The following is a 13519-nucleotide window of genomic DNA, read 5'->3' as shown; positions in this document are numbered from 1 at the left end:
GCTCACTCCGGGAGGCGGAGCCGCGCACCGAGCGCGGCGGCGCCGATGACCGCACCCGCGCACGCGAGCACGATGTCCTTCAGCACGTACTGAGCCGTGAGGGTCGGCCCGCCGGCCGGGAACAGCTCGCCGTAGAACAGCGCCAGCGGCGACATGATGCCGACCAGGGCACCCGCGAGGATCACCAGACCGGTCCGCAGGAACAGGCCCGTGACCAGGGTGAGCCCGATGACGGTCTCCATGATCGCGGTCAGCAGCAGCGCGGCGGTCGGGCCGACGAGCCCGAACGTGAGCGTGCCGATGGTCCGCTCGGCCAGCTCCGCCGCCGGGCTCATGCCGGGGAAGAACTTCAGGACGCCGAAGCCGAGGAACACCAGACCGAGGCTGATCCGCAGGGCGGTGATGGAGTGCCGGGCGAGCACGGTCGCCAGGCCGGCGACGGCGCGGTCGACGACCGACGGGGTCGTGGACGCGTGGTGGACGAACGTGTTGTCCGGGCTGGGAGCGTGGCGCGTCGCGGCCTTGAGGGTGGGGGCGGTGGACATGGTCATGCCTTTCCGGTCAGCACCCGAGTACGGGGGTGCGGTGCCGGCGTCGTCCCCGGCTGGACATGGCTACCGGTCGGTAACCACGTCACAGCAGGAGGACAGGCGTCCATGTCTGATACGCCCGACTTCCACCCGTTCGGCGCAGTTCACCCGTGCGGGTGACGACGTCAGCCCAGCGCGAGAGCGTCCACCACGCGCTTCACGCTGGAGACCAGCCCCCACCGTTCCGCCAGCGCGACGAGCCCGTCGGCGTCCGCCACGACGTGCGGCAACCGGTCGTCGATGTCCCCCACGGGCGCGTCGGGCGCCACCCGGACGACCGCCGGCGCGACCGTCAGGTAGTCCGCCGACTCCACGAGGCGCTTCTTCTGCGTCGCCGTCAGCCCGGGGTCGCCGGCGTCGCGCGCGGCGAGGATCCCCGCGAGCGAGCCGTAGCGGTGGATCAGCTGCGCGGCCGTCTTCTCGCCGATCCCCGGCACCCCCGGCAGCCCGTCGCTGGGGTCCCCGCGCAGCACGGCCATGTCCGCGTACGCCGGCCCCGACGGGACGCCGTACTTCTCCTTCAGCACCGCCTGGTCGATGGTCGTCAGGTCCCGGATGCCGCGGATCGTGTAGAGCACCCGCACCGGGACGGTGTCGTCGACCAGCTGGAACAGGTCCCGGTCCCCCGTGATGACCTCGACCACGGCAGGGTCCTTCTTCGCCACCTCGCGCGCGACCAGCGTGCCGATGACGTCGTCCGCCTCGTAGCCCGGCACCCCCACCCGCGTGATGCCGAGCGCCGCGAGGACCTCGACGATGATCGGCACCTGCGGCGCGAGGGTGTCCGGGATCTCCTCCGCGCCCGTCGTGCCGGGCACCTCGACCGCCACGCGGTGCGCCTTGTACGACGGGATCGCGTCCACCCGGAACTGCGGGCGCCAGTCGTCGTCCCAGCACATGACCAGCCGCGTCGGCCGGTGCGTGCTCACCAGGGTCGCGATCATGTCCAGCAGCCCACGGACCGCGTTCACCGGCGTCCCATCGGGCGCCTTCACCGAGTCGGGCACCCCGAAGTACGCCCGGAAGTACAGCGACGCGGTGTCCAGCAGGAGCAGCTTCTCGGAGCGTTCGGCCATGGCCGAGAGTCTGTCAGCAACCGCCGACGAGAGGTGGGCGAGGGGTCCTTCGCGCCCGCAGCACGAGGACCCCTCTTCGGACCCGGCCCGGCTCGAACGGGCAACCACCCTCACCGACTGCGGGCTGGACGCACCCGTACCGGGTAGGCGCGCCTTGGGCGGGTTCGGGGGGAGGGTAGGTCCGCCGACGACACGACGACCAGCGCTTTCGCCCGCGTGCGGCTCAGGGGCGGTGGCGCCGACGCAGCCGGGCGGCCGTCTGGACCGCGTTGAAGCGGTCGTAGTCCGCCTCCCGCAGAGCACGCGCGGAGTCGCCGCCGACGGTCCACTCGGGGTCCAGGGGGTCCGGTCGGGTCGAGCCATCGGGCGCGAACCGCCAGAGCAGAACGCCCGGGTGGGCCGTCGCCACCTCGACCAGAGGATGCCGGCCGGCGATCCGGTCCGCCTTGGTCGGCGACCTCTGCGCCTCCGCCGACTCGGCCAGCACGCGCGCCTGCGCGACGCCATCGACCGAGCAGAGGAACTCCAGCGAGTGCCCGTACAGGGCGGCCTCGTTCCAGTGGAAGACGGTCACGTCGCCACGGTACCGACGGCTGCACCCGCGGCGAGAATGCTATGAGTCGCGCAAGGTGAGCCGATGGCGCGACTCATGGCGTGCTCGACCGCGAGATCACGGGTTCGGCAGGACGAAGGCCGGTCGGCGTCCCTCCGACGTCGACCGGCCTCCGTGCTGTTCTCCGGAGGGCGTCAGCCCACCGCGGAGAAGTCCAGCTGGTCGTCGACCACTGCGATCACGCTCCACGTGACCCCGTCCGCGTCGGCGAGCTCATACGTGGGCACCAGCACCGACGCACCCGTCGGGAGGGTCGTCAGCGCGACCCCGAGGCGGGCCGAGACGAGCGTGACCTCCTGGACCGGCCATGCCAGCGGGCTGCCGGCGGTCGGCGTCGCGGGCACGGTCGGCTCGGTCGGCTCCGACGAGACGGAGTCGTCGGCCCGCATGCCCTCGGCCGCCAGCGGCATCACGTCACCGCCGCCGGATGCGCCGAACCGCGGGTCGCCCAGCCGTTCCACGGCCTCGGTGGGGCTGACGACGTCGTAGCTGCCCAGCGCGACCAGCGGCGCCATCGGCGCGTACAGGGACTGGACGCCGTCGGCGACGAGCGTGACGTTGGCCGTGACCCCGGTCTGCTGTCCGTCGAGGACCTGGCTGGCGCTCACGTTGGTGACCTGCGGGCTCCCGGGATCCGTCGCCGCCGTGAACTGGTAGCCGGCGGGGTCGACGCCGACGGACGACAGGGCGTCCTTCGCCTCCGCGATCGCGGCGTCGCCCGTCGGGGCGGTCGCCGACGACGTGCAGTCGGCCGGGGGGTCGACGATCGCGGGCTCCGGCACGCCGACGCTCCCCTCGGCGGCTTCGCCCGTGTCGGGCTCGACGATCTCGTCCGGCGCGGACCGCACGCAGTTCCACGGGTCCCTCGTCGGGTCGTAGTAGGACAGGCTCGCGAGGCCGTCCGGCGACAGCGACACGGACGCACCCGAGCCGTCGTTGGGGCCGACGGTCCACGTGCCGTACTCGAGCCGCGGCTGCCCGGACACCCCGAGCGCCGCAGCCGCCGCGGCCGCCGCCTCCTGCGACCAGGCGCCCGCCGCGTCGAACCCCCACGCGTCGCCCGAGCCGCCCTCGGTCGACAGCCCGCTCGCCGTGAACACGGTCCGGCCGCCCCACCACGGGTACATCAGCTTCGAGGAGTCGTTCATGGCGACCCCGCCGCCGGCCATCGACGCCGCCTCCGGTGCAGCCTCGTCCCGCGCCGCCCCGGCACCGTCCAGCGAGATCGGGGGCGCGGCGGTCACGGTCTCCGGCGCACTGCTCAGCCCGTACGCGTAGCTGCCGCCACCGATGACGGCCACACCCGCGACGACCGCCGCGACCTGCAGCCAGCGCGGTGCACGGCGGGCACGGCGCGCCGCGAGCTCGTCGCCCGGAGCCGCGACGGCCACTCCCGTGCGGTCCGACACCGCCGCGTACAGCGCGGGCAGGTTCGGGTCCACGCCCACCGCGGGATCCGCCGCCTGCAGCCGCGCGAACGCGACGTCGTCGGCGGTGGCCTCCGGTGTGCTCTCGGTGGCCTTGTCGTTCTCGGTGCGGTCGTCCACGGTCGTGCCTCCTGGTTCGGGGTTGCCCTCTACCCCTGATGTGTCCCGACCACGCCACCCCTTGCACGGACGTCCGGCGAGAACGTGGGTTCGACGCGGGATCGTGGGTCCGCACCCCCGGTCTCGCGACGAACCCACGCCCTCGCGGCTGGGGCGGGCCGAGCGCCGGCGAGCTCGGCGTCAGCGACGAGCTCGGTGGTTCGCGTCGAGCTCGGTGGTTCGAGCTGCCGAGCTCAGCGCGGGGTGCCGAGCTCGGCACATCGCCGGGCGGGGCGTCAGGCCTCCGCCGACGCCCAGGCCTCGCGGAGGCGGGCGCGGGCCCGGCTCAGGGCGGCGTCGGCGCCGCCGCGGCCGATGTCGAGGACCTGGGCCAGCGCGTCACCCGTGAGGCCCTCCCACGCGTTCAGCAGCAGGATCTCCCGGTCGCGAGGGCTCAGCGCGCCGAGCACCTCGCGGACGCGCTCCTCCTGGATCGCGCGGACGGCGGGGTCGTCCGAGTCGACCTCGTCGGGCACGTCGCCGACCGGGATCGGGCGACCCTTGCGACGGTGGTTGGCGACGACAAACCCCGCGGTCCGGTACAGCCAGGGCAGCTCGGCGCCGTCGGGCACGTCCGCGCGGCGGCGCCACGCGACCGTCAGGACGTCGGCAGCCAGGTCCTCGGCCTCGTCGCGACCGGCACGACGGACCATGAACCGGTGCACGGCGGTGGCGTGCTGCAGGACGAGCGCCTCGAACCAGGCGGCGTCATGTGGCGACGTGCTGCCAGGGGTGCTGCCGTCCGCGTCGTCGGCCATGCCGACCACTGTGCCGGAGACCGGGCCGGTGTCACCCCGCGACGTGCCGTCCGCGCGGACGGTCTCGCTGCCGGGCGTGCTCGGAGTCGGCGGCACTGTGCTCCCCTGCTCGTGGTCGGACGGACGCTCTCACCTGCTCTCTGTGGCGAGCGCGTCCGATCTTGCACGAGGGCGGCAGGGGATTTCGGGGCGTCCCTGCGACGCCTCATCTCGTCCCGGCGCCGAACCCGACGCCGGTGACGTTCCGGCGCCCGATGGCGGCACCGGTGTCGGGTTCGAGGCGTCAGAGACCGTCGGCGACGACCGCGGTGACTCGGAGCCAGGCGTCGCGGGTCGTCGTGCTCAGCGCGTCGTAGTCGATCGGGCCGCCGGCGACGAGCGCCTTGTCGTGCGGCACGTCGAGGACGGCCCGGGTGAGTGCGCCGAAGTGCGAGCGGAGCCGCTTCTGCAGGTCCTTGTCGACCTTCGGCTCGGGGGCCGACAGGACGGTGACCGCACGTCGTACCGCCTCGTCGTGCCCGGTGGCGCGCAGCGCGTCGAGTGCCCAGGCGGCCGACTGCGCGGTGTCCTCACGCACGGTGGACACGACGACGATCTGGTCGGCGGCGCCGACGGCCGCCTGCCAGTTCGAGGCGCGCATGTTGTTGCCGGTGTCGATGACCAGGACCCGGTAGAAGCGGGAGAGCACCTGGTGCAGCGACGTGAAGGAGTCCGCGTCGACGGACGACGCCGACGCAGAGTTCTCGTCGGACGCCAGCACGTCGAACTGCTCGGTGGGCTGCGTGCGGACGAACCCGTCGAGGTCGCCGATGCGGACGGCACCTGCGGGCCCGAGCGCCGGGAGCGCGTTCAGGAGGTCGACGGCGGTGCGGGTGTGGTCGGCGTGCGACGAGCGCCACCCGAGCGTGCCGCGCGTCTCGTTGTTGTCCCACGCGAGCGTGTACCCGCCGCGCTGGAGGCCGAACGTCGCCGCCAGCAGCATGGTCGCGGTCGTCTTGTGGGCGCCGCCCTTGGGGTTGATGACCACGATCGTCTTGGGGCCGTCCAGCGTCCGCCGCACGGAGGCCGCGGCGATGCGTCGGCGGCGCTCGTCACGCCCGGGACCTGGGGAGATGCCGCCGAACGTGAGGCGACGGACGCCGGCGCGCCAGCCGTGCTCCGCCGGTCCGCCGGCGGCTGCCGGGTGCCGCGCGGCGAGGAGGTCGTCGAGTGTCGGGAGGGGCTGGGCCGGTCCGGGCGGGGGCGTCCCCAGCCGGGCACCGGTGAGTCCGCCGGCGCTGACGGTCTCCGGAGCCGCAGAGGTCGCGGCGGGCTCGGGTTCCTGTGCCCGGGCGGTCGTCGCGCGCGTCGCCGCCGGCCCTCGGGTCGTCGCGGGCGTCGGGGCGCTCGCCGGGCCGGACGCCGCGGTCGCGGACGGCGGTGCCGGCTCCGTGACGGGCGTCGGCGGGGCGGTCAGGGAGGCTGTCGCCGGCAGGGTCGGCGTCGGCCGGTCGGTGCTCGCCGCGTCGGCCGCAGCGGTGCGAGCAGGGTCCGGGCCGGGCTTCGCGGTGTCGGTCGCGGAGTCGTCGGTGGTCGTGGGGCGCGGCTCGGCCGGGGTGTCGTCCGCCGTGTCCTTCTGGTCGTCGAGCGCCCCCGGCGCCTCGTCGACGAGGCCGTCGGCGTGGATCAGGAGCGACCAGACCCCGTCGGGGTCCCGCACCTGGACGGGCACGGGCTGCCCGACGGACCCCGCCAGCTCCGCGATCCGGGTCGTGATCGCCGCGCCCGCCTCGGCCAGGTTCGCCATCCGCACCCGCTCGACGACACCGTCGATCGAGATCTCGCCGGTGCCGTCCTCGCGCACCTCGGCGCGGATGTCGGGCAGTCGGGTCGTCGTCGTCGACGCGTTCTTCCCGTCGGTGCCGTCACTCATGATCACTCATGGTCTAGTTGCCCCTCGCTCCCAGTCGTCCGCCCCCGAAACTACGCCGCGCAGGCTCCGCGTGCATCGTGGAACCGCAGGCCAGCGCTGTACGAATGGTTCCGGGGGACCTTCTGAGCGGGCCGGACGGGCCGGTGCGTGAGATCCGGCACCTCCGGACATCCCGGGCGTGTCGGGTACTCACTCGTCCGTGCGGACCTCGAACCAGACCGTCTTGCCGTCGGGGTGGACCTGGGTGCCCCAGGCCGACGAGAGCGCCTCGACGAGGGCGAGCCCGCGCCCGCTCGGGGCGGTCGGCTCGGGGTGCCCGACCGTCGGGGTGCCGCCCCCGGTGTCACGGACGCCGACGCGCACGACCTCGCCGTCGATCCGGACCTGGACGCGCACCGCCCCCGCGTCGGGACCGTGCACGACCGCGTTGGACACCAGCTCACCCGTGAGCAGCTCGACCACCTGGTTCGACGCCCCGCCGACGCCGGCCCCGGCGATGGTCTGCATCACCCAGTGCCGCGCCGCCCGGGGGGCGGAGCGCTCGGCGTTGACGACGAGCTCGTCGTCGATGACCTGCGCGTCTCGACGACGCGCACTCTTCGCACTCCGGAGGTCTCGCACATCGCCCACCCGCCCAGCCTGCCCGACCCGGTCCGTTCCTGCCCGAGGTGGCCACGGGCACGTCCGGGTGAACGAGCTCAGCCGAGCTGCACGAGACCGACCAGGTTCCCCTCCGAGTCGCGGACGAACGCGTGCCACTCGTCGGTCCCGGCGGGGCCGAGCGTGTCGTCCTCGTGGCGGAAGATCACGTGCGGTTCGGACTCCACGACGACGCCCTGGCCGCGCAGCCGTTCGACCGTCGCGGCGACGTCGTCGACCCGCAGGTAGACCAGCGCGGACGGCGCGTTGACGTCGAGCAGCAGACGGACACCGTCGAGGACGAAGAACAGCAGACCGGGCGGGTCGAACCGGGCGGTCGGAGGGCTGCCGAGCAGGTCGGTGTAGAACACGGCCGCTCGGTCGAGGTCCAGCGCCCGCTGGGCGACCTGCACGAGTCCCATGGGGCTCATCGTGCACCTCCGCCGCGCGCCGGCGACAGGTTCTGAGGTACCTCAGACCGTTCCCGCACCACCTCAGACCCCGGACCTCTCGCCTCAGGCGATCCTCAGCGCATCCGGTCGCCCAGGACCCGTCGACCGACCGATCCGCTGCCCGCACCCTCACGACGAGAGTCGTCCATGTCAACGAGAGCCGGGCAGATCGTCCGGCGTTCATGAGGAGGACACCATGGCTGACTTCTGGGGACCTGGCCTCGACGCCGAGCTCGCCTACCGTCACGAGCGCCTGTTCACGGCGCTGCGCCACACCCCGTACGGGGACACGCACGACCAGCGCGGCGGGGAGCACGACGACCTGCTCGCGGCGACCACGCACGAGCCGGGTTCGGCCCACGTCGCGGCCGCTGCCCCCGCTCCGGCCGCTCCCGAGAAGGCCACCCGCCCGAAGGTGAGTGCGCCGCGTGGGTGGCTGCTGCGAGGATCGGAGACATGGCACGCGGCTCGATGAGCACACCCTTCGTCGCCCGCGCGCTGCAGGTCGACCAGCTCACGCTGGCCCTGCAGCGGGCGGGCGTCGGCGAGCCCACCGCGGTGCTGATCGGCGCCGACGCGGGGGTCGGCAAGACCCGCCTGCTGCGGCACGTCGCGGAGCTGGCGGACGCGTCCGGGGCGCGGGTCGTCGTGGCGCACTGCGTCGACCTCGGGGAGATCGGCCTGCCGTACCTGCCGTTCGCGGAGGCACTGTCCCAGCTCTACGCGCTCGACCCCGAGGGGGTCGGTGCGGTCGTCGCCAACCGTCCCGCGCTCGCGCGGCTGCTGCCGGGCCCGTCCGGCTCGGGGGCCGCACCCGACGACCAGTCGAACCGGCTCCAGCTGTTCGACGGGCTGGTCGAGGTGCTCGGCGCGGTCGGCCGCCCGGGGCACCCGCTCCTGCTGGTGCTCGAGGACCTGCACTGGGCGGACGCCTCCAGCCGGGACGTCCTGCGGTTCCTCGTCTCGCGGCTGCGCGACCAGCACCTGCTCGTCGTCGCCAGCTACCGCACCGACGACCTGCACCGACGTCACCCGTGGCGGCCCGTCGCCACCGAGCTGAGCCGGCACCCCCGCGTCGAGCGGCTGGACCTGTCGCCGTTCACCGACGACGAGCTGCGGGAGTTCACCACCGCCCTGAGCGGCAGCCCGCTCACCGAGTCGACGCTGCGCCGGGTCATCGACCGGTCGGAGGGCAACGCGTACTTCGCGGAGGAGCTCCTGGAGGCCGGCGCCGAGGCGGACGAGCTCCCGTGGTCGCTCGCCGACGTCCTGCGCGCCCGCCTCGAGCTGCTCGACCCGTCGGTCCAGCGCCTGGCTCGCATCGCGTCCGCCGCCGGGCGCCGGGTGTCCGAGCCGCTCCTGCGCGCTGCGGTCACCGCGGACGGGGACGCGCAGCTGACCGCCCCCGGCGCGGTGGACGCCGCGCTGCGGGAGGCCGTCGCGCACCACGTCCTGGTCGGCGAGGACGAGCTCATCGCGTTCCGGCACGCCCTGCTGGCCGAGGCCGTGTACACGGACCTGCTGCCCGGGGAGCAGTCGTCGCTGCACCGCGCGTACCTGCGGGTGCTCCGCGACGACCCCACGCTCGGGCCGTCGTCGCAGCTGGCCTCGCACGCGCTGCGCGCCCCGGACCTGCCGACGGCGCTGCGGGCGTCGCTCGACGCGGCCGACCAGGCGCACGAGGTCCTGGCCCCCGCGGAGGAGCTGCGGCACCTGGAGGTCGTGCTGCGACTGTGGGAGGCGGTCCCGGAGGTCACCGCGACGCTGGGCACCGACCACATCGACGTGCTCGTCGCGGCCGCGGCCGCCGCGAGCCGGGCCGGGCAGGTCGACCGGGCCGTCCAGCTGGCGCGCGCCTCCGTGGAGGAGACCGCCTCCGACGTCCAGCGCCAGGCCAGCCTGCGGACCAGCCTCGCGCGGTACCTGCTGGGCGTCGAGTCCGTGCACGACGCCTTGGAGCAGTCGTCCCGGGCGCTCGCCGAGCTCCCCGACACCGCGACCCCGGCCCGCGCGTGGGCGCTCGCCACGTACGCGCGCAGCGCGCTGAACGCCGACCTGGACGACGAGGCGGTGGCCAGCGCGACGCGCGCGGTCGAGCTCGCGCGACAGGCCGGCGCGGCCGACGCCGAGTCCGACGCGCTGACCACGCTGGCGGTGCTGGTGGTGGACGACGAGAACCGCGCGGCCGAGCTGCTGCGCAGCGCGCTGGCCCGCGCCCGGGAGGCCTGCGACTACGCCACCGAGCTGCGCACCATGTACAACCTGGCCAGCAACCGGTACTACGCGGGCGACCTCCCGGGCGCCACGCAGGTGACCGCCGACGGCGTCGAGCGGGCCCGGTCGCTGGGCATGACATGGAGCGTCTACGGGGTCGAGCTGCACATGTTCACGCAGCTCATCCGGTACGTCTCGGGGGACCTGACGCCGGCCACCATCGGCGCCGTCCCCGACGAGCTGGCCGACACCCTGATCGCCGTCAACCTGTACGCCGCCGCGGCCCGCGGGGACGCCGACACCGCCGAGCGCGGTCATGCCCTCGAGCCGCGCTGGTCGCGCGACGGCCTCATCGCGCTGGTCGCGGGCGGCTGCACCATCGACGCCCACACGTGGCGCGGTGAGCTCGACGAGGCGATCGCGCTGGCGCTGCGGCTGCTCGAGCACCTGTGGCGCGCGTGGTCCGACTACTTCCTGGGTGGCATCTGGCTGGTCGCACTGGCCATGAGCGCCCTGGCCGACGCGGCCACGCAGGAGCGGCTGCTCGGGCGGGACGTGTCGGAGCGGGTGGCGCTGGGCGACCGGCTGCTGGAGCGCGCGAGGACGACCGCGGAGCGCGGGCGGCCGCGTGGCGGGCGGTTGGGGCCGGAGGGGCGGGCGTGGCTGGCGCGTGCGCACGCCGAGCACTCGCGGCTCACCGGGGTCAACGACGTGGACCTGTGGCGGGCCACTGTCGCGGAGTTCGACTACGGGTACCGCTACGAGGTCGCACGCAGCCGGTTCCGGCTCGCGGAGGCGCTCCTGGAGGCCGGCGACCGCGACGCCGCGCGCGACGAGGCCGGGCTCGCCCTGACGCACGCGGACGCGATGGGCGCGGTCCCGCTGGCGACTGCCGTGCGCGGGCTCGCGCGACGCGGGCGGCTGGACCTGCCGGGCGTCCGTGTCGGGGGTGTCGACGTGCTGACCGCCCGCGAGGCGGAGGTGCTCGCGCTCGTGGCGCAAGGGCTGTCCAACCGGCAGATCGGCGAGAAGCTCTTCATCTCCGCCAAGACGGTGTCCGTGCACATCTCCAACCTGCTGGCCAAGCTCGGCGTCTCGGGCCGCGCGGAGGCCGTGTCGGTCGCGCACCAGCGGGGGCTGATCGGTGCGGGTTGACCTGGGCACGTACCCAGCGCAGCCCTTAGGTTGAAGGGCATGTCCCCGTCGAAGACCCCCGCGGTCGAGCTCGAGGTGCGCGGCCGGACCGTCCGGGTCAGCAGCCCGGACAAGGTCTACTTCCCGGAGCGCGGGCTGACCAAGCTCGACGTCGTCCAGTACTTCGTGTCCGTCGGCGACGGCATCCTCGGTGCCCTGCTGGACCGGCCGACCACGCTGGAGCGTTGGCCGAAGGGCGTGTTCGAGGGCGCCAAGCTGGCCACCCGGATGGACTCCACCGGTGATGCGTTCTACCAGAAGCGCGTCCCGCAGGGCGCCCCGGAGTACGTGAAGACCGCCCGGATCGCGTTCCCGAGTGGTCGCACGGCCGACGAGGTGGCACCCAGCGAGCTCGCCGTCGTCGCGTGGGCCGCCAACCTCGGCACGCTGACGTTCCACCCTTGGCCCGTGCTCGGCGACGACGTCGACTCCCCCGACCAGCTGCGCATCGACCTGGACCCGCAGCCCGGCACCGACTTCGACGACGCCGCCCGCGTGGCGCCGCACGTGCGGGAGCTGCTCGCGGAGCACGGCCTGGAGGGCACCCCGAAGACCTCCGGCGGGCGAGGCATCCACGTCTTCGTCCCCATCGAGCCGCGCTGGACGTTCGTCGAGGCCCGCCGCGCCACCATCGCGTTCGGTCGGGAGCTGGAACGCCGGATGCCCGCCGAGGTCACCATGAAGTGGTGGAAGGAGGAGCGCGGTCAGAAGATCTTCATCGACTACAACCAGATGGCCCGCGACCGCACCATCGCGTCGGCGTACTCGATCCGCACCAACCCCCGTGCCACGGTCTCCGCACCGCTGCGCTGGGACGAGGTCGCGGACGTGCACCCGAACGACTTCGACGTCACGACGATGCCGGCCCGGTTCGCGGAGGTCGGGGACCTCTTCGCCGCGCTCGTCGGCCACGTCGAACCGCGAGGTTCCATCGCGTCGCTGCTGGAGCTGGCCGATCGGCAGGAGCGCGACGAGGGCGAGGGCGACCTGCCCTACCCGCCCGAGTACCCGAAGATGCCCGGTGAGCCCAAGCGCGTCCAGCCGAGCAAGGACCGTGACCGCCCCCGCTGAGCCTGCGGGCGCCATCGTCTACGCCTCCGCCCGGGGGCGCTGGATCCTGTTCGCGACCGTCCTCGGGTCTGCGATCGCGTTCATCGACGCCACCGTGGTGACGATCGCGCTCCCGACGATCGCCGAGGACCTCGACGCCAGCACCGCGGACCTGCAGTGGACCGTGAACGCCTACGCGCTGACCCTGGCGGCGTTCCTGCTGCTGGGCGGCTCGCTCGGCGACCGGTTCGGCCGGCGCCGGGTGTTCCTGGTCGGCGTCGTCTGGTTCGCGGTCGCGTCGCTGCTGTGCGCGGTCGCACCCACCATCGGGGTGCTCAACGCCGCTCGCGCGTTCCAGGGCGTCGGCGGCGCCCTGCTGACGCCCGGGTCGCTGGCGATCATCCAGGCGACGTTCAGCGGGACGGACCGCGGGCGCGCGATCGGTGCCTGGTCCGGTCTCGGCGGCATCGCGGGGGCCGTCGCGCCGTTCCTGGGCGGCTGGATCGTCGAGGTCACCACCTGGCGCTGGATCTTCGGCATCAACCTGCCGCTCGCCGCGGCCGTCGTGTGGGTGTCGGTCCGGCACGTGCCGGAGAGCGCGGACCCGACGGCCGTCAAGAAGCTCGACATCGCCGGCACGGTCCTGGGCGCGCTCGGTCTGGCGGGTCTGACCTACGGCTTCACCGTCTGGACCGAGCGCGGCACGCCCGACGCCCTCGTGCTGGGCACGCTGGCGTTCGGCGTCCTCGCGATGGTCGCGTTCGTCGTCGTCGAGTCCCGCGCCACCGCTCCCCTGCTGCCGCCGAAGCTGTTCCGCTGGCGGCCGTTCGCCGGCACCAACGCCGCGACGCTGCTGATCTACGCGGCGATCTCGGGGTTGTTCTTCTTCCTCGTCGTGACCCTGCAGGTGGTCGCCGGTTACTCCCCGCTGGCCGCCGGCCTGGCCCCGCTGCCCGTCACGGTGCTCATGCTGCTGCTGTCCCCGCGGGCAGGTGCGCTGAGCACGATCATGGGCCCGAAGATCCCGATGACGGTCGGCCCGCTCGTGTGCGCCGTCGGCGCCGTCATGCTCGCCGGGATCGGCCCGGACTCCCCGTACCTGACGCACGTCCTGCCGGGGATCGTCGTGTTCGGGCTGGGCCTCTCAGCGACCGTCGCGCCCCTGACGACCACCGCCCTGGCCGCCGCCCCCGACCACCTCGCCGGCGTGGCCAGCGGGGTCAACAACGCCGTCGCCCGCGTCGCCGGCCTGCTGGCCATCGCGGTGCTGCCGCTCGTCGCCGGCGTCGGGTCGTCCCTCACCGACCCGGCCGCCCTGGAGTCGGCCAACAGTGTCGCGATGTTCGCCTGCGCCGGGCTGCTCGCCGGCGGCGCGGTGATCTCGCTGCTCACGGTGCCGTCGAGCGCCGAGGCGGTCCGGCCCCCGAGCTGAGCC

At 74.1% G+C, this 13519-nt stretch carries 12 protein-coding genes; 4 read left to right on the top strand and 8 right to left on the bottom strand.

The window, feature by feature from the left end:
• Nucleotides 1-2: 2 nt before the first annotated feature.
• From ASD16_RS10990 to ASD16_RS10955, 8 genes are all read right to left on the bottom strand, one after another.
• Nucleotides 3-551: a DoxX family protein gene (locus tag ASD16_RS10990; RefSeq protein WP_235523250.1), complete on the bottom strand. Its 549-nt coding sequence runs from the start codon at nucleotides 549-551 to the stop codon at nucleotides 3-5.
• A 164-nt stretch (nucleotides 552-715) separates the two neighbouring features.
• Complete coding sequence (locus ASD16_RS10985; RefSeq protein WP_055916741.1) at nucleotides 716-1666, bottom strand: 5'-3' exonuclease; 951 nt, start codon at nucleotides 1664-1666, stop codon at nucleotides 716-718.
• 223 nt (nucleotides 1667-1889) lie between these two features.
• Complete coding sequence (locus ASD16_RS10980) at nucleotides 1890-2240, bottom strand: hypothetical protein (RefSeq protein ID WP_055916738.1); 351 nt, start codon at nucleotides 2238-2240, stop codon at nucleotides 1890-1892.
• A gap of 173 nt (nucleotides 2241-2413) precedes the next feature.
• Complete coding sequence (locus ASD16_RS10975; RefSeq protein ID WP_055916735.1) at nucleotides 2414-3826, bottom strand: hypothetical protein; 1413 nt, start codon at nucleotides 3824-3826, stop codon at nucleotides 2414-2416.
• 275 nt (nucleotides 3827-4101) lie between these two features.
• Nucleotides 4102-4623: an RNA polymerase sigma factor gene (locus tag ASD16_RS10970; protein ID WP_055918282.1), complete on the bottom strand. Its 522-nt coding sequence runs from the start codon at nucleotides 4621-4623 to the stop codon at nucleotides 4102-4104.
• A 283-nt stretch (nucleotides 4624-4906) separates the two neighbouring features.
• On the bottom strand, nucleotides 4907-6535 hold the full coding sequence (locus tag ASD16_RS10965) for a chromosome partitioning protein (protein WP_055918279.1): 1629 nt from the start codon (nucleotides 6533-6535) through the stop codon (nucleotides 4907-4909).
• 189 nt (nucleotides 6536-6724) lie between these two features.
• Nucleotides 6725-7165 (bottom strand): ATP-binding protein, encoded by a 441-nt coding sequence (locus ASD16_RS10960; RefSeq protein WP_055916732.1) that lies wholly within the window; start codon nucleotides 7163-7165, stop codon nucleotides 6725-6727.
• Nucleotides 7166-7233: 68 nt separating this feature from the next.
• Nucleotides 7234-7596: a VOC family protein gene (locus ASD16_RS10955; protein WP_055916729.1), complete on the bottom strand. Its 363-nt coding sequence runs from the start codon at nucleotides 7594-7596 to the stop codon at nucleotides 7234-7236.
• Nucleotides 7597-7822: 226 nt separating this feature from the next.
• Here ASD16_RS10955 and ASD16_RS10950 point away from each other — a divergent pair, with 226 nt between their 5' ends.
• The 4 genes from ASD16_RS10950 to ASD16_RS10935 are packed head-to-tail and all read left to right on the top strand — an operon-like array spanning nucleotide 7823 to nucleotide 13516.
• Nucleotides 7823-8101: a hypothetical protein gene (locus ASD16_RS10950; RefSeq protein ID WP_055916725.1), complete on the top strand. Its 279-nt coding sequence runs from the start codon at nucleotides 7823-7825 to the stop codon at nucleotides 8099-8101.
• The gene (locus ASD16_RS22375; RefSeq protein WP_304438006.1) at nucleotides 8083-10995 is read left to right on the top strand and encodes a helix-turn-helix transcriptional regulator; all 2913 of its coding nucleotides are present in this window, start codon (nucleotides 8083-8085) and stop codon (nucleotides 10993-10995) included. Before ASD16_RS10950 ends, ASD16_RS22375 begins: the two co-directional genes overlap by 19 nt.
• Before the next feature lie 39 nt (nucleotides 10996-11034).
• Nucleotides 11035-12105, top strand: coding sequence for a non-homologous end-joining DNA ligase (gene ligD / locus ASD16_RS10940; protein ID WP_055916723.1), 1071 nt, complete (start codon nucleotides 11035-11037; stop codon nucleotides 12103-12105).
• Nucleotides 12089-13516 carry a DHA2 family efflux MFS transporter permease subunit gene (locus ASD16_RS10935; protein ID WP_055916721.1) on the top strand — a complete coding sequence of 476 codons (1428 nt, stop codon included), beginning with the start codon at nucleotides 12089-12091 and terminating at the stop codon, nucleotides 13514-13516. The genes ligD and ASD16_RS10935 overlap by 17 nt, the downstream gene beginning before the upstream one ends.
• Nucleotides 13517-13519 lie beyond the last annotated feature (3 nt).

This window comes from Cellulomonas sp. Root485 (assembly GCF_001426705.1).
GTDB lineage: Bacteria > Actinomycetota > Actinomycetes > Actinomycetales > Cellulomonadaceae > Cellulomonas.
This window is presented reverse-complemented; position numbering and strand designations above follow the sequence as displayed.